General features: G+C 56.8%; 26 protein-coding genes, 1 tRNA gene and 2 pseudogenes. 8 read left to right on the top strand and 21 right to left on the bottom strand.

Annotated elements, in window-relative coordinates:
- Nucleotides 1–24: 24 nt before the first annotated feature.
- The 4 genes from HHL15_RS08620 to thiS form a co-directional block, all read right to left on the bottom strand.
- Nucleotides 25–243, bottom strand: a complete 219-nt coding sequence (locus tag HHL15_RS08620) for a hypothetical protein (RefSeq protein ID WP_169145353.1) — start codon at nucleotides 241–243, stop codon at nucleotides 25–27.
- Between the two features lie 8 nt (nucleotides 244–251).
- On the bottom strand, nucleotides 252–974 hold the full coding sequence (trmB, locus tag HHL15_RS08615) for a tRNA (guanosine(46)-N7)-methyltransferase TrmB (protein WP_169145352.1): 723 nt from the start codon (nucleotides 972–974) through the stop codon (nucleotides 252–254).
- Nucleotides 975–1,052: 78 nt separating this feature from the next.
- Nucleotides 1,053–1,838 carry a thiazole synthase gene (locus tag HHL15_RS08610; RefSeq protein WP_169145351.1) on the bottom strand — a complete coding sequence of 262 codons (786 nt, stop codon included), beginning with the start codon at nucleotides 1,836–1,838 and terminating at the stop codon, nucleotides 1,053–1,055.
- Nucleotides 1,839–1,882: 44 nt separating this feature from the next.
- Nucleotides 1,883–2,110: a sulfur carrier protein ThiS gene (gene thiS / locus HHL15_RS08605; protein WP_169145350.1), complete on the bottom strand. Its 228-nt coding sequence runs from the start codon at nucleotides 2,108–2,110 to the stop codon at nucleotides 1,883–1,885.
- A gap of 68 nt (nucleotides 2,111–2,178) precedes the next feature.
- Between thiS and HHL15_RS08600 the strand changes: the two genes are divergently transcribed.
- Both HHL15_RS08600 and HHL15_RS08595 read left to right on the top strand, forming a co-directional pair.
- A tRNA-Gly gene (locus HHL15_RS08600) sits at nucleotides 2,179–2,252 on the top strand.
- Between the two features lie 223 nt (nucleotides 2,253–2,475).
- Nucleotides 2,476–4,344 (top strand): tyrosine-type recombinase/integrase, encoded by a 1,869-nt coding sequence (locus HHL15_RS08595; protein ID WP_076600351.1) that lies wholly within the window; start codon nucleotides 2,476–2,478, stop codon nucleotides 4,342–4,344.
- A gap of 85 nt (nucleotides 4,345–4,429) precedes the next feature.
- Here the strand turns inward: HHL15_RS08595 and HHL15_RS08590 are convergent, their stop codons facing one another.
- On the bottom strand, nucleotides 4,430–5,071 hold the full coding sequence (locus HHL15_RS08590) for a LysR family substrate-binding domain-containing protein (RefSeq protein WP_076600352.1): 642 nt from the start codon (nucleotides 5,069–5,071) through the stop codon (nucleotides 4,430–4,432).
- Between the two features lie 103 nt (nucleotides 5,072–5,174).
- Between HHL15_RS08590 and HHL15_RS08585 the strand changes: the two genes are divergently transcribed.
- Complete coding sequence (locus HHL15_RS08585) at nucleotides 5,175–5,468, top strand: helix-turn-helix domain-containing protein (protein ID WP_050417855.1); 294 nt, start codon at nucleotides 5,175–5,177, stop codon at nucleotides 5,466–5,468.
- 27 nt (nucleotides 5,469–5,495) lie between these two features.
- Here HHL15_RS08585 and HHL15_RS08580 read toward each other — a convergent pair whose 3' ends face one another.
- The 15 genes from HHL15_RS08580 to HHL15_RS27005 form a co-directional block, all read right to left on the bottom strand.
- Nucleotides 5,496–6,395 (bottom strand): LysR family transcriptional regulator, encoded by a 900-nt coding sequence (locus HHL15_RS08580; protein WP_076600353.1) that lies wholly within the window; start codon nucleotides 6,393–6,395, stop codon nucleotides 5,496–5,498.
- Between the two features lie 584 nt (nucleotides 6,396–6,979).
- Nucleotides 6,980–7,804, bottom strand: a complete 825-nt coding sequence (locus HHL15_RS08575; protein WP_076600354.1) for an alpha/beta fold hydrolase — start codon at nucleotides 7,802–7,804, stop codon at nucleotides 6,980–6,982.
- A 99-nt stretch (nucleotides 7,805–7,903) separates the two neighbouring features.
- Nucleotides 7,904–9,280, bottom strand: coding sequence for an OmpP1/FadL family transporter (locus HHL15_RS08570; protein ID WP_169145349.1), 1,377 nt, complete (start codon nucleotides 9,278–9,280; stop codon nucleotides 7,904–7,906).
- Nucleotides 9,281–9,460: 180 nt separating this feature from the next.
- On the bottom strand, nucleotides 9,461–10,318 hold the full coding sequence (bphD, locus tag HHL15_RS08565; protein ID WP_076600356.1) for a 2-hydroxy-6-oxo-6-phenylhexa-2,4-dienoate hydrolase: 858 nt from the start codon (nucleotides 10,316–10,318) through the stop codon (nucleotides 9,461–9,463).
- A 50-nt stretch (nucleotides 10,319–10,368) separates the two neighbouring features.
- Nucleotides 10,369–11,403, bottom strand: coding sequence for a 4-hydroxy-2-oxovalerate aldolase (dmpG, locus tag HHL15_RS08560; RefSeq protein ID WP_076600357.1), 1,035 nt, complete (start codon nucleotides 11,401–11,403; stop codon nucleotides 10,369–10,371).
- 16 nt (nucleotides 11,404–11,419) lie between these two features.
- Complete coding sequence (locus HHL15_RS08555) at nucleotides 11,420–12,367, bottom strand: acetaldehyde dehydrogenase (acetylating) (RefSeq protein WP_076600358.1); 948 nt, start codon at nucleotides 12,365–12,367, stop codon at nucleotides 11,420–11,422.
- Between the two features lie 194 nt (nucleotides 12,368–12,561).
- Entirely contained in the window at nucleotides 12,562–13,344 is a 783-nt protein-coding gene (gene dmpE, locus HHL15_RS08550) for a 2-oxopent-4-enoate hydratase (protein WP_076600529.1), read from the bottom strand.
- A gap of 171 nt (nucleotides 13,345–13,515) precedes the next feature.
- A complete protein-coding gene (locus HHL15_RS08545) occupies nucleotides 13,516–14,451 on the bottom strand; it encodes a VOC family protein (RefSeq protein ID WP_170879032.1) in 936 nt (311 codons plus the stop codon).
- A gap of 26 nt (nucleotides 14,452–14,477) precedes the next feature.
- The gene (gene bphB / locus HHL15_RS08540; RefSeq protein WP_076600531.1) at nucleotides 14,478–15,311 is read right to left on the bottom strand and encodes a cis-2,3-dihydrobiphenyl-2,3-diol dehydrogenase; all 834 of its coding nucleotides are present in this window, start codon (nucleotides 15,309–15,311) and stop codon (nucleotides 14,478–14,480) included.
- 58 nt (nucleotides 15,312–15,369) lie between these two features.
- Nucleotides 15,370–16,611: an NAD(P)/FAD-dependent oxidoreductase gene (locus tag HHL15_RS08535; RefSeq protein ID WP_076600359.1), complete on the bottom strand. Its 1,242-nt coding sequence runs from the start codon at nucleotides 16,609–16,611 to the stop codon at nucleotides 15,370–15,372.
- On the bottom strand, nucleotides 16,608–16,937 hold the full coding sequence (locus HHL15_RS08530) for a non-heme iron oxygenase ferredoxin subunit (protein ID WP_076600360.1): 330 nt from the start codon (nucleotides 16,935–16,937) through the stop codon (nucleotides 16,608–16,610). Before HHL15_RS08530 ends, HHL15_RS08535 begins: the two co-directional genes overlap by 4 nt.
- A gap of 41 nt (nucleotides 16,938–16,978) precedes the next feature.
- Complete coding sequence (locus HHL15_RS08525) at nucleotides 16,979–17,425, bottom strand: BphX family protein (RefSeq protein ID WP_076600361.1); 447 nt, start codon at nucleotides 17,423–17,425, stop codon at nucleotides 16,979–16,981.
- A 71-nt stretch (nucleotides 17,426–17,496) separates the two neighbouring features.
- Entirely contained in the window at nucleotides 17,497–18,051 is a 555-nt protein-coding gene (locus HHL15_RS08520) for an aromatic-ring-hydroxylating dioxygenase subunit beta (RefSeq protein WP_076600362.1), read from the bottom strand.
- Nucleotides 18,052–18,157: 106 nt separating this feature from the next.
- On the bottom strand, nucleotides 18,158–19,534 hold the full coding sequence (locus HHL15_RS08515) for an aromatic ring-hydroxylating dioxygenase subunit alpha (protein ID WP_076600363.1): 1,377 nt from the start codon (nucleotides 19,532–19,534) through the stop codon (nucleotides 18,158–18,160).
- Nucleotides 19,535–19,607: 73 nt separating this feature from the next.
- A complete protein-coding gene (locus HHL15_RS27005) occupies nucleotides 19,608–20,240 on the bottom strand; it encodes a GntR family transcriptional regulator (RefSeq protein ID WP_408065723.1) in 633 nt (210 codons plus the stop codon).
- A gap of 406 nt (nucleotides 20,241–20,646) precedes the next feature.
- On the opposite strand from HHL15_RS27005, the pseudogene HHL15_RS26430 reads away from it, so the two are divergent.
- The 4 genes and pseudogenes from HHL15_RS26430 to HHL15_RS08495 all read left to right on the top strand — a co-directional run.
- Nucleotides 20,647–20,892 (top strand): annotated as a pseudogene (locus tag HHL15_RS26430) (IS66 family transposase); the annotation flags it as partial.
- Between the two features lie 121 nt (nucleotides 20,893–21,013).
- Nucleotides 21,014–21,370, top strand: a complete 357-nt coding sequence (locus HHL15_RS08505) for a hypothetical protein (protein ID WP_235943322.1) — start codon at nucleotides 21,014–21,016, stop codon at nucleotides 21,368–21,370.
- Between the two features lie 104 nt (nucleotides 21,371–21,474).
- The gene (locus HHL15_RS26425) at nucleotides 21,475–21,924 is read left to right on the top strand and encodes a tyrosine-type recombinase/integrase (RefSeq protein ID WP_328825006.1); all 450 of its coding nucleotides are present in this window, start codon (nucleotides 21,475–21,477) and stop codon (nucleotides 21,922–21,924) included.
- 205 nt (nucleotides 21,925–22,129) lie between these two features.
- Nucleotides 22,130–22,367: pseudogene (locus HHL15_RS08495) on the top strand (transposase domain-containing protein); the annotation flags it as partial.
- A gap of 35 nt (nucleotides 22,368–22,402) precedes the next feature.
- Here HHL15_RS08495 and HHL15_RS08490 read toward each other — a convergent pair.
- Nucleotides 22,403–22,813: a winged helix-turn-helix transcriptional regulator gene (locus tag HHL15_RS08490; protein WP_076600364.1), complete on the bottom strand. Its 411-nt coding sequence runs from the start codon at nucleotides 22,811–22,813 to the stop codon at nucleotides 22,403–22,405.
- Between the two features lie 78 nt (nucleotides 22,814–22,891).
- On the opposite strand from HHL15_RS08490, the gene HHL15_RS08485 reads away from it, so the two are divergent.
- On the top strand, nucleotides 22,892–23,677 hold the full coding sequence (locus tag HHL15_RS08485) for an NAD(P)H-binding protein (RefSeq protein WP_169145348.1): 786 nt from the start codon (nucleotides 22,892–22,894) through the stop codon (nucleotides 23,675–23,677).
- Nucleotides 23,678–24,007: the final 330 nt, after the last annotated feature.

The raw sequence follows: 24,007 nt of genomic DNA, 5'->3' as shown, positions 1-24,007 counted from the left end.
CTGTAGGGGCGGCTAAAGCCGCCCCTACGGCTCATCCTTCGCGGCCAGCTCCGCCAGCACCAGCGGAAACGCCGCACTGCCGACCAGGGCCACGCCGGACACCAGCAGCACCAGGCCGGCCCCCGACTCCTGCAGCAGGGGATGCAGATCGGCGCCCAGGCCGGCCAGCAGCAGCCCACCCGCGATCAGGCACAGCAGCCCCGGAATCCCCAGTAACCAGGCGCCTGCCGGAAGCCGCTTCAAGGCCACGCTCAGACCTTCCGGAAGACCACGTCCCACACCCCGTGGCCCAGCTTGATGCCGCGGTTCTCGAACTTGGTGAGGGGGCGATAGTCGGGCTTGGGCGCAAAGCCTTCGGCCGTGTTGGCCAGCTGGGGCTCGGCCGACAGCACCTCGAGCATCTGCTGGGCGTATTCCTCCCAGTCGGTGGCGCAGTGCAGATAGCCGCCCGGCGCCAGGCGCGAGGCGATCAGCTTGACGAAGGGCCCCTGCACCAGCCGGCGCTTGTGGTGACGCTTCTTGGGCCAGGGGTCGGGGAAATAGATATGCACCCCTGCCAGCGACGCCTCCGGGATCATGTCCCGCAGCACCTCCACCGCGTCGTGCTGGACGATGCGCAGGTTGCTGATGCCGCCTTCGTCGATCAGCTTGCACAGACTGCCCACGCCAGGCGCATGCACCTCGATGCCGACAAAATCATCATCCGGCCGGGCCTGGGCGATCTGGGCCGTGGCCTGCCCCATGCCGAAACCGATCTCCACGATGTGTGGCGCCTTGCGGCCGAACACCTGGGCCAGGTCCACCGGCTCCGGCCGGAACGGCAGGCCGACCTTGGGCATCATCTCGTCCAGGAAGCGGTGCTGGGCCTCGGACATGCGCCCCTGGCGCAGCACGAAACTGCGGATCGACTGGGAGGTCAGGCGGCCGGCGGGGGTCGGCTCGTCGCCGGAAACGGGAAGTTGTTCGTCACTCATGAGGGAATCCGTCAAACCAAAGCGGCGCACCCCAGGCGCGCCGCAAAATAACCCGGGGTGGCCTGCGCCACCCGGCAATCAGCTGCCGATCATGCCCGTGGTGGGCGAACTCGGACTGGCCGTGTAGAACTTCCTGGGCATGCGGCCGGCCAGGAAGGCCTCGCGACCTGCCTCGACACCCTTCTTCATGGCGCCGGCCATCTTCACCGGATCCTTCGCCAGCGCGATGGCGGTGTTCATCAGCACCCCGTCACAGCCCAGCTCCATGGCGATGGCCGCATCGGAAGCCGTACCTACGCCGGCATCCAGCAGTACCGGCACCTTCACCGCATCGCGCACCAACTGCACGTTCCAGGGATTGAGCACGCCCATGCCAGAGCCGATCAGGGACGCCAGCGGCATCACCGCCACACAGCCGATGTCCTCCAGCATCTTTGCCTGGATGGGATCATCGGAGCAGTACACCATCACCTCGAAGCCCTCCTTCACCAGCACCTGAGCCGCCTTGAGGGTCTCCGGCATGTTGGGGAAGAGGGTGTGCGGGTCGCCCAGCACCTCCAGCTTCACCAGCCGGTGGTCGTCCAGCAGCTCGCGGGCCAGGCGCAGGGTGCGCACCGCATCGTCGGCGCTGTAACAGCCCGCCGTATTGGGCAGGTAGGTGAATTCGGACGGCGGCAGCGCATCCAGCAGGCTGGGCGTATTCGGGTCCTGGCCGATGTTGGTCCGGCGGATCGCCACGGTCACGATCTGCGCCCCGCTGGCCACGACGGCCTCGCGGGTCTCGGTGAAATCCTTGTACTTGCCCGTGCCCACCAGCAGCCGGGAGGAATAGGCCTTGCCTGCAATCGTCAGCAAATCGTCCATCGAAGCGCCAGTCTGAAAAAATGAAAGAAGGGAGCCGGACAGCCTCAGCCGCCGCCCACCGCCACAACAATCTCGAGCCGGTCGCCATCCGCCAGCCCGGTCGTGGCATGCAGCCCGCGGGGCACGATCTCGCCGTTGCGCTCCACCGCCAGCCGCTTGCCGGCCAGCCCCATCTCGTCGAGCAGGGACGCCACCGTAGCCGGCCCCGCCAGCACGCGGGCCTCGCCGTTGATCGTGAGGGAAAGGGTCGAAATTGAAGCAGTCGTAGTCATGGCACGAAGTTTACCACGCCCGCCCGGTTGCTCTCAGACCGCCCGCCGCGTAGAATTACGGATCCCGAGCGGGCGTCGTATAATGGTAATACCCTAGCTTCCCAAGCTAGAGCCGTGGGTTCGATTCCCATCGCCCGCTCCAATTAGGCTTCCATGGAAATCCACTGAGTTCCATAAGCGGTTGTCAGAAAAGAATTTTTCGCTAGACAACATTCCAATGAGATCCACCGAAATCCACCCACTGCTGGACTAAATTAGTCCATCCGGCAGTCCATCAAAGCGGTTGTGTTCGAGTCCGGATTGTTCCTTGGGCCGAGCGGGTGCCGGGATGAGCATCTGACTCCTGACTCTGTTCAGGAGCAAGCATGGCACTCACCGACATGTTCGTCCGGCAGGCAAAGGCCACCGGAAAGGACTACACGATCCCCGATTTCGACGGCCTCTCGTTGGCGGTCTCGGACAAGGGCACCAAGTCCTGGCACTTCCGCTACACCTGGCTGGGCCAACAGAAGCGGATGTCCCTGGGGACGTACCCGGAGATCAGCCTGCGCGAAGCGCGCGAGCGCCGCGACAACGCGCGGGCGCAGGTGGCCAAAGGCATCAACCCACAGCGGCAGCGAGAAAAGGATCGGCACATCGCCACCCAGGCCGAGCAGAACACCTTTGAGGCGGTGTACGACAAGTGGCTCGCCTTCCGGGCGCAGGGGCGCCTCAAGAAAGGCCGGCAGACCACGCTGTCGATGATCCCGCGCATCTTCAAGAACGACATCCTGCCGAGCCTGCGCAAGCGTTCGATCTACGAGATCACCCGCGCCGACCTACTTGAAATCGTCGGCCGCATCGAGAAGCGCGGCGCGCCATCCATCGCCGAGAAGGTGCGCACCTGGTTCAACCAACTCTTCCGGTATGCCCTCGTGATCGTGCCGGGCCTGGAACAGAACCCGGCCTCCGACCTGGATGTGGTCGCCATGCCCCAGCCGCCGGTACGCCACAACCCCTTCCTGCGCATGCCCGAATTGCCCGAGTTCTTGCAGTTGCTGCGCAAGTACCCCGGCAAGCTGAAAACGCAGCTTGGCCTCCGCCTGCTGTTGCTGACCGGCGTGCGGACCGGGGAACTGCGGCTGGCGACGCCAGAACAGTTCCACCTCGACGATGGCCTGTGGATCATCCCGCCGGAGGTGGTGAAACAGCTGGAATTGAAGATGCAGAAGGAGAACGTCCGGCCGGAGGACATCCCACCCTACATCGTGCCGCTGTCCGTGCAGGCGATCGAGATCGTTCGGCACATGCTCGACCAGTTCAAGCCAGCCCAGACGTACCTGTTCCCGGGGGACAAGAGCCTCAAGCAGCGCATCAGCGAGAACACCCTCAACAAAGCACTGCATCGCTTGGGATACAAGGGCCGGCTGACCGGCCACGGCATCCGCGGAACCATCTCGACCGCACTCAACGAACTGGGGTATCCCGAGAAATGGGTGGATGCACAGCTTTCCCACGTCGATCCCAACCAGGTTCGCGCAACCTACAACCACGCCAAGTATGTGGAGCAGCGCCGACGCATGATGCAGGACTGGGCGGACCGGCTGGACCTGTTCGAGCAGGGGCAGGTCGAAGCGGCCAGTACGCTGCTGTCCATTAAACTGGATGGCTTTCCCGTGGTCGCCACCGAAGCGGAGGCGCAACCGTTGTCGGCGGCCAGGGCTGCTCCCACGCTGGTGGTGTCGCAACCGCTCCAGGGGGCCATGGCGCTGGCCACGGCTCCGGTGCAGCGCCTTTCCGCAGTGCGCGTGCCCAAGATCGAGCCGGCCATCTCCAACGTCCAGCGCGAGCGGATGATCCTGCTCGACATTCTGGAGGCTCCGCACAACCTGTCGGTCGCCGACTATGCCAAGCTCGCAGGCAAGTCCCGTCGCTGGATCACTTACGAAATCCAGGCCGGCAACCTCCTGTCGATCAGCCTGGGCAACCGGGGACAGCGCGTGCCGGATTGGCAGCTCGATCCGCTCAAGCGCCGCCTGATCCAGACCATCCTCAAGCAGATGCCCCCGGGAATCGACACGTGGCACATCTACCATGCACTCACACGGCCGAGCGATCTCTTCCAAGGGCAGTCCCCCATCGAGGCAGTGACGCTGGAGAATCTTCACCTCGTCGTTCATCTGGTATGCAGCGCTGTCAGCGAAAGGGTGGTGCAACGCGATAGTCGGACTCCACAACTGTCCCGGTACGCCTAGCGATACGCGCGATGGCGAACTTGCACAGCAAGATGCCGCGTGCCGCTTTCGTCTGGAAACACGCGAACGTACGATGGACGCCTGATCACGCCGACCTGGTCTCCGTGATCTTCGCCGCCCGTTCGGCAAACCTCTCGACAGCCGGCACACACCCTCGCGACGGCAGCAGCAACTGGGTTCGGATGAGATAGGGACCGTCGGCCAGGGGGCGCATGGCAACACCCCAGCCACGTGCCTGCGCGATGCGCGATCGGGGCGCAATGCCGACACCGTAGCCTGCCGCCACCAGCAGAGCCATGAGTTCGAAGGAATTGACCTCCCGGGCAGAACGGTCTTCAGGCCCAATGACAGCATCAACCTGCTGGCTCAGCGCTTCACATGCCCGTGGGCACCACCGAACCAGTGGATAGTGCAGCAGCGCATCCAATGACACCTCGACGTGGGCAAGCAGCGGCGAGCGTAACGGAACCGCCAAAGCCAGTTCGTCACCCCAAAGTGGCTGAGTGTCCAACGCCAGGTGCGTTGACGTCGCCCTCACCGCCATGCCCATGTCGCAATCGCCGTTTTCCAGGCCACGGACCAGATCGCCGGCAGTGACCTCCTGCAGCAGGACGAGGGTTTCCGGCTCCTCGGCACGTTGCAGGGCAAGTAGGGTCGCCAGCTGTGGCGACAGCGCGTCAGCCGAAACGGCGAGTTTGAGTATCGACGATTGGCTGGGGGCACTCATGGATGCCATTTCGTGATGGAGGCCAGACCGTGGCAGCAAGCATCATAGCAAAGAGTTAAATTTAACGTGGTTAAAAGTATCGCGATATTCGACGCTTTTGCCGATGCAAAAGCGTACTGTCCAGCGAGGCCGCCCTGTCGGATCGACCACCTACGAACCTGAGCCTGCGCTGGCCTTCGGCCTGGCGGTTCGTGCGGCACGGATGGAACAGGGAATGGCTCAGGAGGAGCTGGCGTCGTTGGCGGAAATCGAGCGCTCCCACATGGGAAAGATAGAACGGGGTGAGCACATGCCCACGCTGGCGCTGATCCTCAGAATCGCCGGGGCTCTGAACAGAAGTGCCGCTGATCTGATCGCTGTGACGGAGGATAACCTGCGCTCGGGGCCAAAGACGTAACCGGTGAACGGCACCGGGCTTTGCCTGTTACTCGTCGATTTGAGCGTGTAGACGCGCCATAAAGCGGTCCAGAGGTATGGCGCAAGGGGTGTCCGCGCCACTGTCCGGTCGTAACAGGTACGTGGTGTGGGTGACATTTTGGGCCGCGAGAGGACGAGTCACCACGTCGGGGCGATGACAAACTCTGATTCGTGCAGCGTTCGCGAACCCAACGCCATAACCGGCTGCGACCAGCGTCAGCATCATGTCCATCGAGGCGACGTGCTCGACGGCGCCGGGTTTGCCCGTCGCGGTGTGCAGCAATCGATCCAGCTCGCAATTGCTCCGCCCGAACAACCGGGGATCAGCCATTACGAGCGGATAACGCACCAACTCCTCCAAGGGCACCTGCTTGTGAACGAGCAGCGGATGCCGTGCCGATACGGCCACGACCAGCGGATCAATCCAGATCGGTTCGGCAACGATTCCATCCCCGACGTCGGTGGTATGTGCAAACCCCACATTGAAGCTGCCCGAACGCAGTCCGCGCACCTGCTCGGCCAGCGTCGCTTCTGTCAAACGTATCTCGACTTCCGGATCTTCCTCGCGACAGCGTGCGAGAAAGCCAGATAGCCGCGGATCGATGCAGCCGCAGGGGACGGCGATGCGAAGAATCCCCTGATAGCCTGACGAAACCGCTTTTACGTTTTCACGGGCAAGTTCCAGCGTCGAGAACAACCGAAGCACATCCTGGAGATAAACTGCACCGGCCTGTGTCAGCCGTGTGCCGCGGCGGTCACGATCGAATAGCAGTGCGCCAAGTTCGTCTTCGAGCTCCTTGATGGTACGGGACAGGGGGGACTGCTCGATATGCAGCCTTTCAGCAGCACGGGTGAAGTGCAGTTCCTCCGCCAGGACAGCGAAGCAGCGAAGGTGGCGCAACTCCATGGTTTGTCCTCCATCGTGATGTTACCGTACGGTTCCACTTGCAGCCTCGGGATACTTGCAGTTCTAGTCAAATCACGAGGACTGTCGGTTGGACCGCCTATCCAGAAGCGATGAATTACTCGTCAGGCGCTACTGAAATACTAGACGGGAACCCAATGGGATTTGCTCGCAGCCTCGCGTCCAAGCCGTTCCGAACCAGGTATGTTTGACCCGTTCAATAACAGCCAAGGCGTGCGTCAGATCGATATGGCTGTACGGGCCGGTACGTGGTGGATAGGCGCGGTCGGTAGCGATACCACAGTAGATCTGCACAGCCTTCCGAGTCAGACGGGACGCGGGGCGGAAGAGCGCAAAGGAAGGCGACTTTCCTTCGCAACTAAAACAGCCCTTTCATTGGACGCGACCACGACCATGCAGGCGATACACGATGAGGCTATGTGAGTCTTGTATAAGAAGGACTTGGTTCCACAACCAGCGGTAACGCCTTCATGAGACCATCAACTCGATTTCTCCTTCCAATCAATTCGGACGCATTACCCAATTATCTGGAAGAAGAAATTTCGCCGGATGCGCAGAACGCTCAATCAATGCGGCTTGCTAAGAAAGTCTACAACCAATCTACAAAAGTCATTGGCGGCTTCAATTTGCACCCAGTGCCCACAGCGAGCAAAAGAATGCAACTGGACGTTCTCCAATAGTTGAAAAAGACGAAGACTGCTTGACAGTGGTACCACCTGGTCATCACGGCCGTGAATCAAAAGCACCTCATTCGCGAGGTTGCGAATTTGCTCATCCGAGCTCGCCAGTGCGTCAACCCAGCGCTGCCGAGGAGCGGGGAACATACTGCCGAATGACTCTTGAAAGCCTGGCCGAATGCTTGCCTCATAACGCAGTTTTGCAAGTTCATCATTCACAAGCGAACGATCGAAGGCAAATATATCCAGCAGGTTGCGCATTTTTTCAATTGACGGCGTATAACCCCAAACTGCATCCAGCCCAGGGGTAAGTTCAAAATGTGTTCCTGCTGCGCCCATCAAGACCAAACGGCCAACGCGTTCGGGGTGCTTAACGGCGGTTGCGATTGCAAGGGCACCACCGAAAGAATTCCCAATAAAATCTGCACGCTCGATTTTTAATGCGTCAAGCATACCTATGATGTGCCCAACCCAATTATCCTTTGAGTAGATGTAATTCTTCGGGCGCTCTGTAAAACCGAACCCCGCCATATCCGGTGCTATGACGCGAAATAATTGCCCCAGTGTTGGCAACACCAAGCGCCAATTTGCATAAGCGCTGACACCTGGACCCGATCCGTGAATAAGAAAAACAGGATCTCCTGTTCCGAGCTCGTGATAATTGGTCTTAATTCCAGCAGCGACGATTTCTTTTCCAATTTCTACGTTGGTCATTTCAATTTCCTAGTTAATTCACCATAAAATATTAAAACAGGTAGAATCTTGTAATTTTAAGATTTGCACAACCATGACAATTTCAACTTAATATCAAACCTAAAAACGATAAGTGAAGGCAAAAGTGGCACTATCTTGGGCGTGATTTATTTCGATAGGAGCAGACGTGTTTGGCAATGAAGAGTTTTGCATCGTCTTTTTAAATGAATGAGTCCAAGCAAAATCAAAACTACTCATAGGTGTAAGTTGGTAACCAAAGCCAAGAGTCCCGAATCTATTTGGAATGGCAGGGATTACAGCCAATACCGTGTCCGATCTCAAAGCCTGTGTAGTAACACGAGCACCTCCGCGCAATGTCCATTTTCCGGAAGTGTAGGCGACACCCAACGACAATGCAGTCTGGTCCTTATAGTTTTGAGGCAGATCAATATCGATATTTTGACCAGCGTTTGAAACAAAGGAGACATGAATATCTTTTACTGCATGTTTCCAGAATACCCTGGAGATATCCGCCACGACCATCCACTGATCGTCAAAACGATGGCTTATTCCGAAATTCAATTGTGCCGGCGATTGGAAGTCTTTAATACGAATCTTTCCATCTAGCTTGACTTGGCCTACCAAGCCGTCAATTGCGGTAAGGGTAGCACTCCCAGTCATGTCATCAAGATGTGTTTCAAGAACGTACGAAGCACCTAGGATCGTATCCTTGCTGACCTTGTACGTCAGGCCGATTTTCCCTCCCCAGCCCCAGGCGTCGGCGCCACTCGCAATTGGCTCATTCTTGGTGAAGCTCAAATGCGCACCACGCATATCTGGCAACCCTCCAAGCACAGGGATCAAACTTCCCTGCGCACGCCCGGCGCCAATTAGGGAACCCACTTGATCGGCCCCGAGGAGCATATCTAAATTCAGTCCCTGCCACACTGCATCCACGCTTGCGCCAACGGCAAGACTATCAGTCATCTGAAAGCTTGCGGCCATGGGTATATTTAGTGTCAATAAGCGACTTGAATTTTCCAAACCCGTATCCAATCCACCTGTTGCACGTGAAAGAAAGCTATCCTTTCCGTACTCTGTGCCTACTCCGCCACGTGCAAAGGCTCCAATACCGAATGCAAATCGTTCGGCACGATAAGCATATGCCATTTGCGGAGCCGCATAGGGTCCTCGGTTGCTGGAATGCTCTTTGGATTTTGCGGATTCGCCCGTCGCGGTGTTCTTGATTGATAGATCTGCAAAAATGACGTCCATTCCAAGGTGCATTTCCTCCCCAGGCTTGCCAAGGGATAAGGTAGCGGGATTTGTCATCATGCCGGCCGCACCGACGTCAAAGGCTGTAGCGGCCCCACCCAATGCCCCAGAAACTGGACCATGACCGACAAAGCGATAAACATCGCTTGTTGTCGCCAAGGCAGTATAGGATACCCCTGCTAGAGCAACGCCCATTACACTAGATTTAAGATTGAATTGCATACAGCCTCCTCCATTTTTATATGTTAATTAAAGAAATCAACCCCGTTTTTTCTAAGCGGTGGCTTACTTCCTGTTCTGTTTAATTGCTTCTGATTATTGATCTCGAAAATCCGAAATTCTTACTTCTCGTTCGTAACCGGTGGTTACGTAGTAAAGTGGTCAATCGGGCCCCCTTTGGTGTCAATGTTGTAAGAAATCGATCAACAAGCGATTAAACTCTTCAGCATGTTCCCATTGCGCCCAGTGACCGCACCGAGGCAAGACATGCAAGCGCGCATCATGGATGTGCCAAGCCAACTTCAATCCATGGTCAAGAGGTACGAAGCGGTCGTCGCGCCCCCAGATGACAAGCGTTCCTGCCTTGATCTCTCCTAATCTCGATGTAACGTCCCAAGCACTCAATGGCACGCGTTGCGTACTGACAAGAAAATTTCGAAGGTGTACTTGATTATGCTGAATCGCCCGCCAGCGGCCCTCAATCAGTTCATCGGTGATCTGGGTCTGATCAAAAACAAATACCGATAGCATTTGCTTCAAATTTTCAAGCGTAGGCTCGGCATACAGCTTGAAAAGCAATTTGATGCCTTCCATGGGCATCGCGGAAAAAAGACTCGAGCCAAGCCCCCCCGGCCCCATCAGAATGAGCTTACCGATGCGCTCCGGATATTCGATGGCAAAATTCAGTGCGGTGGCCCCCCCCATCGAGTTGCCCACCAGGTGCGCTTTTTCGATGTTTAGGGCATCCATCAAACCCTTGACGGCGCGTGCGTTCACCAGACCTCGCTGTTCGTCCATTACGACGGGGTCAGACTTATTAAATCCTGGTGAGTCCTTCAAAATCACGCGATAACCTGCTTGAACCAGCGGGCCCAGATTGCGGCTATAGTTACTCCATCCACCTGCCCCGGGCCCACCACCGTGCAACATGATGACGGCCTCGCCGTCGCCAGCTTCGTTGAAATGAACCTGGAAGTCTTCAAATCCCTTCTCGTTGATCTTGGCAAACCTGCTGGTTGTAGATTCCGTATATTGATTCATTTGCATCTCTCCCCCTGTTAAATATATAAAAGGCTCAGCGCCAAGTGGCATTATGCGGAGGCAATAGAGCGATCCTTGGCCATGGTGATGGCGGTATCCTCGATCATGTCCTCCTGCCCGCCGACCATACCGCGGCGGCCCAGCTCGACCAGAATGTCGCGGGCCGGCACGCCGTACTTGGCGGATGCCCGCTTGGCAAAGAGCAGGAAGGAGCCATAGACCCCGGCATAACCCAGGGTCAGCGCATCACGGTCGATGCGGATCGGGAAGTCCATCATTGGCACCACGAGGTCTTCGGCAACGTCGGTGATCTTGGCGACATCGACACCGGTTTCGATGCCCATCAGGCTGCACACGGCGATCAGGACTTCCATCGGCGTATTACCGGCACCGGCACCGAGGCCGGCCGCAGCAGCATCGATGCGGTTGGCGCCGACTTCAATGGCGGCGATGGAGTTGGCGACGCCCATGGCCAGGTTGTGGTGGCCGTGGAAGCCGAGTTCGGTTTCCGGCTTGAGGGCAGCGCGCACAGCACCGAGACGTTCCTTGACGCCTTCCGGCAGCAGGTGACCGGCCGAGTCGGTGACGTAGATGCAGTTGGCGCCGTAGCCTTCCATCAATTTGGCCTGCTTGACCAGGCCTTCGGCGCTGTTCATGTGGCTCATCATGAGGAAACCGACGGTGTCCATGCCGAGCTTGCGGGCCATGGTGATGTGCTGCTCTGAGACGTCAGCCTCGGTGCAGTGGGTGGCGACACGGATGGTGTTGACGCCGAGGTCGCGCGCCATCTTCAAGTGGTCGACGGTGCCGATGCCGGGGAGCAGCAGGGCGGAGACCTTGGCGTTCTTCATCTTGGGGATGACGGTGCCGAGGTATTCTTCATCGGTATGGGCCGGGAATCCGTAGTTGACCGATGACCCACCGAGGCCATCGCCGTGGGTGACTTCGATCAGCGGAATGCCAGCGGCATCAAGGCCGGTGGCGATGGACACCATCTGGTCGAGGCTCATCAGGTGGCGCTTGGGATGCATCCCGTCGCGTAGGGTCATGTCGTGGACGGTAACGGTCTTGCCTTTGGCGGTCATGATTATTTTCTCCGTATCAGTTGGAACCGCAACCGGCCAGTTTGGGGGAACCGGTAGCAACCTTGGGTTCGAGGGTGAGGCGACCAGCAATAATTTCTTCGGCGAACATTTCGGCGGTACGGGCACCGGCAGCAGTCATGATGTCGAGGTTACCGGCGTAGGTCGGGAGGAAATCCCCGAGTCCGGTGACTTCCATGTAGACGGACACACGGTTGCCGTCGAATACTGGGCCGTTGACCAGGCGATAGCCCGGCACGTATTTCTGGACTTCCTTGATCATGGCGTGGATGGATTCAGTTATTTTTTCCTGATCGGGCGCGGTTTCGGTCAGGCAATGCACGGTGTCGCGCATGACAAGCGGTGGTTCGGCCGGGTTGATGATGATGATGGCCTTGCCTTTTTTGGCGCCGCCGACCTTTTCGACGGCACCGGCGGTCGTGCGGGTGAATTCGTCGATATTCTTGCGGGTGCCGGGGCCGGCGCTCTTCGAAGAGACAGTGGCGACGATTTCGCCGTAAGCGACCGGCTGGACACGGGAGACGGCAGCGACCATCGGGATGGTGGCTTGTCCGCCGCAGGTGACCATATTGACGTTCATTTCGCGCTTGCCGACGTGCTCGACGAGGTTGACCGGCGGCACGCAGTAGGGGCCGATGGCCGCCGGCGTCAGGTCGATCATCAGGACGCCGAGCTCATTGAGCTTACGACTATTCTCGGCATGGACGTAGGCGCTGGTCGCATCGAAGGCGATCTGGATGCTATCGGCGAGGACATGCGGCAGGAAGCCATCGACGCCGGTGGCACAGGTCTTGAGGCCCATGTCGGCGGCGCGCTTGAGGCCTTCGGATTCGGGGTCGATGCCGATCATCCACACCGGTTCGAGGAAGGGGCTGCGCTTAAGTTTGTACAGAAGATCGGTGCCGATGTTGCCCGGGCCGATCAGGGCGCACTTAATCTTGTTCATTAAAACTCCAATTCATAAAGCATAGATTTGACATGCACATATACACAATTCTTTTGGCGGTGGCGTTATTTGCATGGCACGTCCCCCTGCAAACTTAGCCTATTGGAAATCAGTATTGCTGAGGAATACCGCAACACACGGAGTGGCATAGTGACTTAGTGGCGTCCAATAACCCCACGTCAATGGCTATCCAGTCAGACAAAGGAGACGGAACAACTACCGATACCTCCAATTGCCACACGATAATGGTCGCCTGCATGAATACTAAACATACTCGCAAGCGCCCCAGAAAGAATAATTTCTCCTGCCTTAAGTGGAATTCCCAGGCCACCAAGTGTATTCCCCAACCAAACTACAGCATTGATAGGAGACCCCAACGCCGCCGCCCCTGCTCCTGTCGCCACAATCTCACCATTTTTTTCCAAGACCATGCCACAAGTTGTTAGATCAAGCTTCCTCGGATCGGCCATGGTGTTTCCGAGCACGAATAGGCCGCAGGAAGCGTTGTCTGCTACCGTATCCTGTATCTGGATTTTCCAGTCCCGAATACGCGAATCGACAATTTCAAAGCAAGGCATAACAAAATCGGTAGCCGCAAGGACGTCGGCTGCGCTGATTCCTGGCCCCATCAAGTCGCGCTTTAACACAAAGGCAATTTCGCCTTCAATTTTGGGCTGAATAAGCGATTCAATTGGAATGCGCGCTCCGTCACAGATAGACATTCCATCGAGCAAATACCCAAAATCAGGCTGATAGACCTTGAGCAGATCCATTACAGGCCGACTTGTGATTCCAATTTTCTTTCCAACAATTCTCTCTCCTGCTTTTTGGCGGCAGGAAATCATCCGTAACTGAATTCTGTAAGCGTCATCAACTGAGATACCGGGATAACGGTTGCTCAAAGGCTCGAGCATTCTTTTTGCACATAATGCGTCGTAAAGCTCGTCTCCCAGCTTGGTGACAATATCTTCATCCATCATGCCATTCAATCTCCTATTCGGAACTTTAGTAAATCACCCGTCTGCCGTCATAGACCGATAGCTTTTGTTTAGAAAATCATTCAGCTATCACTTTGTCCTAAAGGCGTTTTCCTATTCCCCCCAAACATCTGAAAATCCACCGTTTGGGAAGAATAGTTTGATCACACGCTATTTTTGTTTCCGGAGCGACTTGTGCCCCCACATGGCTGTGCGACTGTGGCGGGTCATTGTCCAGTTGCAATCGTCAACAGCACGAGCGCCCCAACCAAATTCCATTTCGAATCCTGATGGCGTCCGGGCATAAAATGAAACCATATGGTCGTTTACATGCCGGCCAATAGTGGTGGTCAGGTAGCTATTGGGCTTTTCTTCAGCAACTCCAAGATTGGAATCGGTAGTTTGGTAATCAAAACCGTCCAAACGATCACATGCATGCCCAACGTCATCCAGCGTGGCGGCTTGGAGCATGAAATGGTGGATGCGCTTAGGCATGGGGGCTTCAGCGATTGCCATGGTATGGTGACGTCCATTGCAATGCAGAAAGTGGCCACGTACCGTCATATCCGGACCTAAAGGAATATCGATTACGTCCGACAATTTAAAGCCAAGCACGTCAACGTAAAATGACAAACCCTTGACAACATCTGGAACGGCATAAAAATAGTGCCCCAACCCTTGGTCTCCCGTTTGAAAGCCTGTTACGCCGGTTGGCGAAACAAAGGGTTTTTCGTAGGAATCCCCCGCGCCATAGAAGATTTCTATTTGCATGCCGAACGGGTCTTTGAAGGCAATCAGATCAAGCACATCGCGCTTTTTCGCGAGATCGCCAACATCGCTTATGATTTTTACTCCAGCTTCCTGAAGTCGGACACGCATTTTTTCTAGAGCACTAGGATTAGCAACTTCAAATCCTGCAAATGCCAGATCATCCAAGTCGCCTTGTTCTACGCCAATACGCCAGCTTCTCGAATCCATTCGAAAACGGGCCTGTTCATCTGTTGAGCATGGCGTTTCCATCAAACCGGCCAGCTTGGTGAGATACCGCCGCCATTCCGGAACATCGTTTACGGAAAACCCCATATAACCCAATGCCTTGATCTCCATCCTATTTCTCCTTGGTTAGTTATGAATCACTTCTGTAGTTTCAGTTTCTCTTCAAGATCTTTGCCACCAACTGCAGAGAAGAGGCCGCGAACGCCCATCCCACCGTCGTAGTTGAGAACAGCGCCGGTGGCTGGAGCTGCATCTCCGTGGTTGGCAAAAAATACATACGCTCCGGTGTACTCCCTCACATCGGGCATTCGACCAATTGGGAGGACGGATTCAAGTAATTCGCCAAGCGGAATACTCGAAATGGAACGATCCCCCATGCCCAACGATTGCGGGCCGCGTAAATCCGTTGCCATGCCTCCAGGCGCTACACCATTGACGCGGACATAGGGGGCCAGTTCAAAAGCAAGCTCTTTTACAACACCAATCAGTGCATGCTTCGATGCGGTATATAGCGGGCCGCCGCCATTGGGATAAAAGCCAGCATTTGAAATCGTGAATATCACCCCCCCCCGACTCGAAACGAGATAAGGAAGAGCAGCCTTCACCGCGAGGAGACCGGATTTGACATTGATTTGAAAGATTTCGTCGAAAGACTCATCGATCCTTTCGTCTGGGATATCCACCAACGGGGTGTTGTAATCCCAGATTCCAACATTGGGAATCAGAGTATTGATCTTTCCAAAGGAATCCACGCACCGCTGGACTGCGGTTTTATTGTCAGCCAGCAAGCGGGCATCACCCGCGACTCCGATCACCCGCCCTGGATGCATCGACTCTAGTTCTTGGATGCCTTTCTCGGATCTGTCGAGCACCCCTACCTTTGCACCTTCTGTAACGAAGCGTTCGACGAGCGCACGACCAAGCCCAGATGCACCGCCTGTAATAAAGACAACCTGATCTTTCAGATTCATTTTGCTATCCCCAAATTGAAGCGCGACATACATTCCATATTTTGTCCGTAGTCATCATCTAGGCGGTTACGGTTCGCGCCGCATTCCCCTTGAGTAGTTCGCGGATGCTGATATCCGTATCAGCGAGGTGGTCAGGCACTATCTCTATTTCGGACATCACTAAACGGCTTACGCCACCGAAGTCCTTGGTCGAATTAATCGCCACCGCAGCCAGCGCCTTGCCGTCCAAAACCCGGAACAGCACGGTTTGCTGATTGGGTTCGAACTCGCCGCGCTGCACATATTCACCGGGTCCCTGCATATCCCCAATCATCTGGATGCGGTGCCCTGCGATCTCGGTCCACGATGTAGCGACTTGGGGCACCGGATTGTATTCGCCTAGCATCGCGGCTACCGCCGCTTCCGCCTGTTGCTGCGAGTTGATATAGGTCTCTAGCGCGCGGCGGCCCCCGTGCCTTAGGGGCCACACAGCTACGTCGCCAGCGGCGTAAATATCGGGCGATGATGTTTGTCCGCACGCATCGACAACTACGCCTTGATTGCAGGCGACGCCAGCTGCATTCAACAGGGTATCTTCCGGATCGCCGCCAATGCTGACCAATACGAGTTCGGCTTCCACCTCTCTGCCATCAGCAAACACCAGCGAACGCACACTGCGCTCACCGCTAAGATGCGAAATATGCGCATTCAATTCGATGCGAACGCCCATTGCCTCGAGTTGCTCGCGGCACCACGCGCCAATTTGCCGGCCTAGAACGCGCGTCAGTAACTCATCGGCGCATTCCAGGATCGTGACTTCAAGTCCCGCTTTGCGCGCGGAGGTCGCCACTTCGCAGCCGATCAGACCGCCACCGATAATTACGAGCGATTTCGCCGCCGTGAAGGCCTGGCGTAACGCGGCGCAATCCGCGAAGTTGCGAAGGCTGAACACGCCTTCCAGATTGCCGCCAGGAATAGACAGCTTGCGCGGTCGCATTCCGGTGGCGAACAAAAGCCGGTCGAAGTCCAGGCTCAAACCTGAGTGCAGGGTTACAAGGCGCTCCTTGGCGTTGATCGCAAATACGGGGTCGCCCAGATGCAGTTCAATCCCTTCGCTCTCAAACCACGCGGCCTCCATCAGCAGAGGCGGTATCTCCTGCGCCCCCCCTAGAACCCCTTTTGACAATGATGGGCGATCATAGGGCAGCTGGGATTCATTGCCGATCAGATGAATCCGCCCGGCATATCCCCTTGCACGAAGGGCGCGCGCAGCCGTTGTCCCGGCGAGTCCCGCGCCAACAATGACGATACTCTTGATCATTGGGCAATATCTCCGGCGCTAAAATCAATGTAAACAGCATTTCCTTCTACATGTATCGGAAAGACTTTCAGCGGTTCAGTCGGTGGATATGCCTTGACTTTTCCTGTCCGAACGCAGAATTTCCCGCAGTGCAGCGAACACTCAACGACATCCCCGTCCAAGTACCCTCCTTCGGACAGAGACCAATCGCCGTGAGTGCAACGATCTTGTGTTGCAAATAGTTCTCCGTCTACATTGAAGATCGCCACATCGAATTCTTCGCCAGAAACTTTGAGCGCTTCGCCGACAGGGATATCACTAACCTCACAAACTTTCTCAAAACCCATAATTCCTTACCTCGTAGATTGGACTTAACTTTTCAATCCGCTCAATTTCTTTCTGCATCAACAGCACGGGGTTGACTCAAGCGGTCGCCTACCTGGCGCCAGAGGCTGATTCCCCATATGATCCACACCAAATGAATAGCAAGTGTAGTAAGCCCAAACCACAGGGTCTCGCTACTTAAGACCATGCTATAGACATCCCACATTGCGTCGAAAATCTCGATGAACACAACGACAGGAATAATGCCTGCATAGCGAATGGGTTCGCGCAGGGCCCAAAGAGCGAGCACCCCCACAGCGCCAAGCTGCATCCCGACCACGAGCCACGCATCCTGAAGTAGCATCATGAGTTCCCCTTGAAAGCCATTTCCGACAGAGGGGTACATCAGCATCAGGACGGCAGCACTACGGGCAGGAAGCAGTCCCAAAAAATTTAGTAAATAAAAAATGCCGATTGCAGCCAGGAACCAGCGGATTGCTTTATCGTTCATTGCTTCCTCCTGAACGACAGGATTCACACCCCCGGTGCGAACCCTGTCGTCGGTTCTCCGATACCCCAGCCTTAGAAGAACATGCTCAGATTGTTGGCCGTGATCGTGCCTTGATCGAGCAATACTGTGCGCTTGTCGATCTTGAAACCCAGACCATCATTTGCCCGTAGGAGAATATCGCGACGCTCCCCGACGTAAATGTCAGTCATTCGTTCAAGACGATTGCGATAGCACAAGAAGGCGGAACTCACTTCGAGCTTCTCAGCTGACACTTCGCGCACAATCACATTAGTGATCATGTGACGGGATCGGGAAGGGGGGTCTTCGGTCCAGTTAAGGCCTGACAACCTGCCACGGATACGGGCAGTCAATCGACTGTGGTCTTCGTCGAAGTGGGCGTTACATCCCGGACCGTAGTACTCCAGGTTCGAATTTTTTGTGGTCTGAGTGGTCCGAATTGGAACCCAATAATGGATGTCCTCAGTGAGCAGGGTTAACCATTCTTGATATTTACGATGATCAAGAAGTTGCGCTTCCCGATAGTAAAACTGTTCGACTGCGTTTTGGAGCTCAAGACTCACAGGCTTTTCGAGATAATTAAACGGTTGTGTCAATTCTATGGACATGGAACGTCTCCATCATTTCGTTTGGATCGAAGTATCAGCAAGACTGGCCTGACAAGTTGATCTGTTTGGTTAGTGCGGAACGAATAGCAATGTGGCCGGTAGTAAATTACGGCTTGAGGGTTTCCCAACTCGGCTCGGACATCATGCGGCTCCAATGGTGATAAAAGCCGCGCGCAGCCTCCTCGCCGTAGACGTAGCTAGTCTTCCCTGGGAAATCTGGATTGTTTGCATTTGGTTTACCGACACCCATTGATGCACAGAAGGGTTGGCTGCGGGCCACATGCCCCCGCAAAACACGCTGCACTTCAACCCAATTTTCACCATCGTCCTGCTCGAAAGTTCCACCCTGGTTGAAGGTCAAGATATTCATTCGGCGATATTCATCCTTGATTTCCTCGGGGGCATCAGCATCGACTACGATGAACGACCAGACTTCGAGTTCGTTCGGTCCACGTGGATGCCAAGTACGAACAGTATTGATGCCCGGCAGGAATGAACAGGTCGGGAAGATGGTCATGTGCTGAGCAACCATGCGGTTCGCAGGCAGTTTGTTACCGAGCCGCGCCTGTGCACGTTCAGCGGCCGGACCCTTTGTCCAATAGTCCACAACTTTAGGCCCCATAATTGCGTACAGCAGGGAGAAGTCGTCATTGAACCACCCCGTTCCATGACCACCCCACGCTGCACGGAATTGGTTCCCAGTGACAGGCAGCTTTACGTCGGATAGGTCTTGATCGGGACGTAGGCTGGAAACGACACCGGCCACATGCGACATAGTGCACGCGTGATACATGTCGCTACAAAACTGCTCGGCTGCGAATTTCCAATTGCATGGAATAACGGTCCGCTGCATCCCGGTAATCACTTCAGTCCCAGCCTCGGTACGGTCCAGCATCACATCCATATATGGCGTGGCGTCACTGAGATAGTCCATCAAGGCCGGCGCCTTTGCATCCCAATTGGCGAATACCAAACCCTTGTAGGTATCTACCCGCGCCTGCAGCGGACCCCAGTCGGCTTTTTCGAAACCACAGTCCCCTTCTTTCTTGTCACAGAAGGCTTCCTTTTCAAACGGAACATTGACAAGATTGCCTGCAATGTCGTACGCCCAGCCGTGATAGGTGCAAGTAAAGGACTTTGCATTACCATAAGTTGAGCGCTCAATGACCATCCCACGGTGACGGCACTGATTCAGAAATACCTTGATGGAGCGATCCTTTTGCCGAACCACGATCACCGGGTCTTCACCCATATACGTCGTTATATAGTCACCCGGATTTGGAATATGTCCTTCGTGGCACACAAGCAGCCACGAACGAGCAAAAATTCGTTCCAGTTCCAGCTCATACAGATCCTGATCACTATAGATACGGGGATCAAGCAGTCCTTGCTCTTGATCGACGAGGCCACGAATCTCCTCGGGAGTCCACTTTCGAGAAAGCCTAATCGTGGCTTGTGAAACTTCGTTAATTGACGAACTCATATTTGTCTCCTCAATTGCCCTTGGTGAAGAGCTGTTAAACGCACCTATAAATTAAACTTGCGGCGTAGGTGCTTCACCGCAGCAATGCAAACTGCCGAACTACACTGACTGACGACTCAATGTGCTGACGCAGCAGAAGGGAACATTGTTCTGCGTCACGCGCAAGCGCGCTTTGAAAAATGAGCTCGTGCTCCGCGTGGACATTTCTCTCGGGCAAAGTGTGGGTCGACGTAAGGCGCCGGTAACGCTCGAGGTGAATATTCAGAACAGCCAAGAATCTGTAGGTCCAATCGGACGAACAGGCGCTAATAAGTGAACGGTGGAAATTGCGATTCGCTATCTCCCATCGGTCAAACTCGTCGTCCGGATTACGCATTACGTGCTCATCGGACCGAGTGAGTTCGCTATATGCGGCAACCAAATTGCTCTCCCATTCAGAGCCACCGCACTTCACACTTTCGCGAACAGATTCACACTCAAGCGCTATGCGGGTTCGAGTGAGGCCCTCCAAGTCTTGCAACGACATTGGCGCCACGAAAAAGCCTCGCTGTGTCTTGGCATGCACCAAGCCGTCAGAAACCAGGAGGCTCAGGGCTTCACGCACTGTCCCGCCACTTACATCGAAACGCCGCTGAAGGTCATCAATCAGCAGTCTCGATCCTGCCGACAAGACTCCTTGCACAATTTCGCATCGAAGCCTATGCATAACTGACTCAATCAGACTGCGCGGCTTTCCTTTAGGCGACGCAACATCGGCCGCAAAAAGGTCAATGCCAATTGCCTCTTTACCCAACGCTGGCTGATTCATCGCTCTTCTCACCTATATCTTTTCTGAAAATTGAACTTCGAAATCGCCTAGAGACAGCACATCGCACTTGTGGCGGCGCTGCTGCTCGACTGGCGACGGACTTGTCACGAATGTCGATTAACGATAATCGATTTTTTGGATGTTTGCACGCTGCAGTGCAGCATTGCAAGAGCGCCACTAAGTGCTCTGGTACGAACGACTGGCCCAAGCGACGATCTTGCGGGAAGACGAACCCTGCTCAGGGGCGTACATTTGGAAGCACGCTCTGCTCAACTGACACGCCGGCCCCGCCTTTCAAGTGCGTCGAACTGCAAGGCCTAGAATCGGGCAACAAGGCATCGGGTTGCTCGAGCCGATCTACACCGCGCAGTTCGACTCGATTCGCGCCTCGTGCGTCAAGGCGATGGACGAGACGCCGATCAAGGCACGGCGTGCCGGGCCGGGGAAGTTGAAAGCGGCGTACCTCTAGCCGGTCTACGGGGAACTCGACGAAATCTGTTTCCCGTTCTTCGTGAGTCGCAGGATCGAGCACGTCGAACAGGCGCTCGGCCTTCCGTCAAAGAGATCGCCGATCTTCTGCGCCACCAAAGCCTCGACACGGCCAACACCTACGCCCGCGTCGATCTGGAAGGGTTGTGGACCGTGGCCCTGCTGTGGCCCGGGAGTCTGCCATGAACGCCCTGGTTTCATGGATGACTCGGGTCGAGACGTATCTGGCGTATCGGCGTCGTCACGGATTCAAGCTCAGCATCGATGCCACGCAGCTTCAATCGTTTGCCCGCTTTGCTGACGAAGCCGGCACGGCAGATCACCTGACGGTGGCGCTGGCCATCGCATGGGCCCGCTCCTCGCGGCGGCGGAATCCGCTCATGTGGGCGAGTCGTATCGAGGTTCTGCGTGGCTTCGCACGTTTCTGCCTGCGCGACGATCCGGCGACGGAGATGCCGCCGCAGGGGCTCTTCGGCCCGGCGCACCGGCGCCTCGTCCCGCACATCTACACGCACAGCAGGTCCTGGCGATACCCATGAAACGCTTCGAGCGGCCCCTGCTCGAGTATCTCTCCCGCGATGAGGTTCAAGGCGTTCTCGCCGCCCCCGACACGAGCACCTGATGTGGTCACCGTGATCGGGTCATGTTCGCGTTGCTCTACAACACCGGCGCGCGAGTTTCCGAAATGATCGGCATCCGGGTGGCCGATGTCACGCTCGCCACGACGTCCTCGGTGCGCTTGCAGGGCAAGGGGCGCAAGCAACGAACCGTGCCGCTGTGGAAGGAGACGGCGGCCGAAATCGGTCACTGGTTGAAGTATGCAGACTTGCGTGCAGACCAGCCCCTGGTCCCCAACCGCAGCGGGCGACCGATGACTCGCACGAATGTGGCCGACCGACTTGCCCTCGCGATCACGGCCGCGACGACGCAGTGTCCGCGGCTGGCGGGGCGCAGAATATCGCCCCATTCCTGGAGGCACGCGACGGCCATGCATCTGTGCAGGCCGGTGTCGACATCACGGTCATCGCCTTGTGGCTGGGTCACGAGAGCCCGGTCACGACCCATGGCTATGTCGAGGCTGATCTGGCAATGAAGGAACGTGCCCTCGCGACCCTCGCGCCCCCGGAGACCAAACGCAAACGCTATCGCCCAAGCGACGCCGTCCTCAAATTCCTCGAAAGCCTCTGAATTATGCAAACCTGTGCATGCGGACCACCGTACAGGAGAACGCTCGCGACGGCGTAGCTTGCCTAATAGTTGACCGAGGATAACGGCGCTTATCGAAATATTTCGATAAGCGCCGGAACTGGCTGTTCTGCTGGACCGAACTCGGCGCCAGGCAGGTCGGCATCATGCAGATGCCTGATCGTCACTTGCCGCCTGCACGAAATCGATTCGTATGACTATCTGGTCGATGTCCTGCAGCGAGTTGGTCAGCATCCGGCCAGTCAGGTCCACGAACTGACGCCACGCATGTGGAAGCAACTCTTCGCTAGCAATCCTCTCCGATCGCCTTTGCAAAATCCACAGGCGTAGGCAAGTACGCCGGGCAGTTACCGGTTACGCTTGGCCTACCTGACTGACGCTTGCGTCGGCACTTGCGCCTGAAATCTGGCACGTGCGACGGCGATCGCCGGCTGGTGGTGCTCCGCCCAAGCGATGAGTGCGGTGAGCGGGGGCATAAGCGAGGTACCGAGCGCCGTGAGTCCGTAACGCACCGCTGGCGGCGTGGTGGAGGTCACCTCGCGCCAGACGAGCCCGTCGCGTTCGAGATGACGCAAGGTTTCGGCGAGCATTCGACGGGAGATGTCGGGTACGGCGCGGAGGAGTTCATTGAAGCGCATGGAGTTGTTGGCAAGGGTGATCAAAATCAAGACCGACCACTTGTCCCCCAGCCGATCAAGCACATCACGCACCGGGCAACTTTCGCCGTGGGTGGGCAAAGGCAGTGGAGTGGTTCCCTTATGATTACCTTGCGACATACGCGTGCCTTCTTGTGCAGTTTGACGACAGTTCCTAGAATGCACCAAGTTCTTTATTGTAACCTGAAAGGTAATGCTATGCCCCATTTTCGCGACGCACGGATTTTCATCACCGGCGCTTCGGGCAAGTTTGCCACTCAGGTGCTGCGGGCGCTCAACGCCCAAGGCGCCCGGTACGTGACCGCAGGGAGCCGGTTCCCGGTGCGGATCAGCGGGCTCGCCGAGTCAAAAATCAGGGTGGATTTCGACGACCCAGTCAGCCTGGACGAAGCCTTCGAGGGTATCGATCGATTGCTGATCGTTGCCACCGATGCTTTGGGTGAACCTGGCAAGCTCGCCCGCCAGCAGAAGGCGGCGATCGAGGCGGCCGCCAAGGCTGGCGTCGGGCATATCCTCTACACCTCGATGACCAACCCTGGACCTGAAAGTCTGATCCCCTTCGCGCCGGACCATCGCAGCAGTGAGGAGGCGGTCATCGCCACCGGCATCCCTTACACCATTCTGCGTAACAACTGGTATTTCGACAACCTGCTGTTCACGATGCCCTCGGTGCTTGCGTCGGGGCGCTGGTACACCGCTGCCGGCGATGGGACAGTGGGCTATGTGACGCGCCTCGACTGCGCGGCAGCGGCCACAGGCGCCCTGCTCACAGAGGACCAGTCATCGATCCAGGACATCACCGGCCCTGTGGCCTTGACCGTTGACGCGCTGGCAACCGCGACCAGCAAGCAACTGGGCAAGCCCATCGAGGTGGTCAAGGTCTCCGACGACGCGCTCGCGGCCGGGATGCGCGACGCAGGGGTCCCCACCCATTCGTTGAGCTCATGGTCGCCTTTGATGCCAACGTGCGCGCAGGGCACATGAACGTGGTCACCGATGCGGTGACATACTTCGCTGGCCGTGAACCGCAAAGCCTGGGCGACTGGCTGGCGGTGAACCGCACGGCCCTGACAAGCTGAGCCCATGCGCCGCCAGCCCACGCGCTACCTCCCTCACTGCGGCGGGCCCCGTTTTTTCATGGGCTGGATCCACCCGACACTTACGAACTCACCTGGCCGGCGCCGGGTGCGCCATGGCTGGCCGAGCGAGCGGGCTGCTCGAGGCCGCAGCCATCGCCACCGCCTTCGACGGACAGGGCTTCGACCACGGGGTGTTCGTGCCACTGAAGATCGCCCCTCCCAAAGCAAGATTTCC

The sequence above is a fragment of the Zoogloea dura genome, assembly GCF_012927165.1.
In the GTDB taxonomy this organism is placed as follows: domain Bacteria; phylum Pseudomonadota; class Gammaproteobacteria; order Burkholderiales; family Rhodocyclaceae; genus Zoogloea; species Zoogloea dura.
This window is presented reverse-complemented; position numbering and strand designations above follow the sequence as displayed.

Excerpts from the sequence above, each read along its gene's own strand:
- HHL15_RS08520 (WP_076600362.1), bottom strand. The coding sequence starts at position 18,051 with ATGTCCATAGAATTGACACAACCGTTTAATTATCTCGAAAAGCCTGTG.
- HHL15_RS08485 (WP_169145348.1), top strand. The coding sequence starts at position 22,892 with ATGCCCCATTTTCGCGACGCACGGATTTTCATCACCGGCGCTTCGGGC.
- HHL15_RS08595 (WP_076600351.1), top strand. The coding sequence starts at position 2,476 with ATGGCACTCACCGACATGTTCGTCCGGCAGGCAAAGGCCACCGGAAAG.
- HHL15_RS27005 (WP_408065723.1), bottom strand. The coding sequence starts at position 20,240 with ATGCATAGGCTTCGATGCGAAATTGTGCAAGGAGTCTTGTCGGCAGGA.
- HHL15_RS08580 (WP_076600353.1), bottom strand. The coding sequence starts at position 6,395 with ATGGAGTTGCGCCACCTTCGCTGCTTCGCTGTCCTGGCGGAGGAACTG.
- HHL15_RS08490 (WP_076600364.1), bottom strand. The coding sequence starts at position 22,813 with ATGTCGCAAGGTAATCATAAGGGAACCACTCCACTGCCTTTGCCCACC.
- trmB (WP_169145352.1), bottom strand. The coding sequence starts at position 974 with ATGAGTGACGAACAACTTCCCGTTTCCGGCGACGAGCCGACCCCCGCC.
- bphD (WP_076600356.1), bottom strand. The coding sequence starts at position 10,318 with ATGAATCAATATACGGAATCTACAACCAGCAGGTTTGCCAAGATCAAC.
- HHL15_RS08525 (WP_076600361.1), bottom strand. The coding sequence starts at position 17,425 with ATGAACGATAAAGCAATCCGCTGGTTCCTGGCTGCAATCGGCATTTTT.
- HHL15_RS08590 (WP_076600352.1), bottom strand. The coding sequence starts at position 5,071 with ATGAGTGCCCCCAGCCAATCGTCGATACTCAAACTCGCCGTTTCGGCT.
- bphB (WP_076600531.1), bottom strand. The coding sequence starts at position 15,311 with ATGAATCTGAAAGATCAGGTTGTCTTTATTACAGGCGGTGCATCTGGG.
- HHL15_RS08505 (WP_235943322.1), top strand. The coding sequence starts at position 21,014 with ATGAACGCCCTGGTTTCATGGATGACTCGGGTCGAGACGTATCTGGCG.
- HHL15_RS08610 (WP_169145351.1), bottom strand. The coding sequence starts at position 1,838 with ATGGACGATTTGCTGACGATTGCAGGCAAGGCCTATTCCTCCCGGCTG.
- HHL15_RS08515 (WP_076600363.1), bottom strand. The coding sequence starts at position 19,534 with ATGAGTTCGTCAATTAACGAAGTTTCACAAGCCACGATTAGGCTTTCT.
- dmpE (WP_076600529.1), bottom strand. The coding sequence starts at position 13,344 with ATGGATGAAGATATTGTCACCAAGCTGGGAGACGAGCTTTACGACGCA.
- dmpG (WP_076600357.1), bottom strand. The coding sequence starts at position 11,403 with ATGACCGCCAAAGGCAAGACCGTTACCGTCCACGACATGACCCTACGC.
- HHL15_RS08575 (WP_076600354.1), bottom strand. The coding sequence starts at position 7,804 with ATGACCAACGTAGAAATTGGAAAAGAAATCGTCGCTGCTGGAATTAAG.
- HHL15_RS08585 (WP_050417855.1), top strand. The coding sequence starts at position 5,175 with ATGCAAAAGCGTACTGTCCAGCGAGGCCGCCCTGTCGGATCGACCACC.
- HHL15_RS08570 (WP_169145349.1), bottom strand. The coding sequence starts at position 9,280 with ATGCAATTCAATCTTAAATCTAGTGTAATGGGCGTTGCTCTAGCAGGG.
- HHL15_RS08545 (WP_170879032.1), bottom strand. The coding sequence starts at position 14,451 with ATGGAGATCAAGGCATTGGGTTATATGGGGTTTTCCGTAAACGATGTT.
- HHL15_RS08535 (WP_076600359.1), bottom strand. The coding sequence starts at position 16,611 with ATGATCAAGAGTATCGTCATTGTTGGCGCGGGACTCGCCGGGACAACG.
- HHL15_RS26425 (WP_328825006.1), top strand. The coding sequence starts at position 21,475 with ATGTTCGCGTTGCTCTACAACACCGGCGCGCGAGTTTCCGAAATGATC.
- thiS (WP_169145350.1), bottom strand. The coding sequence starts at position 2,110 with ATGACTACGACTGCTTCAATTTCGACCCTTTCCCTCACGATCAACGGC.
- HHL15_RS08530 (WP_076600360.1), bottom strand. The coding sequence starts at position 16,937 with ATGGGTTTTGAGAAAGTTTGTGAGGTTAGTGATATCCCTGTCGGCGAA.
- HHL15_RS08555 (WP_076600358.1), bottom strand. The coding sequence starts at position 12,367 with ATGAACAAGATTAAGTGCGCCCTGATCGGCCCGGGCAACATCGGCACC.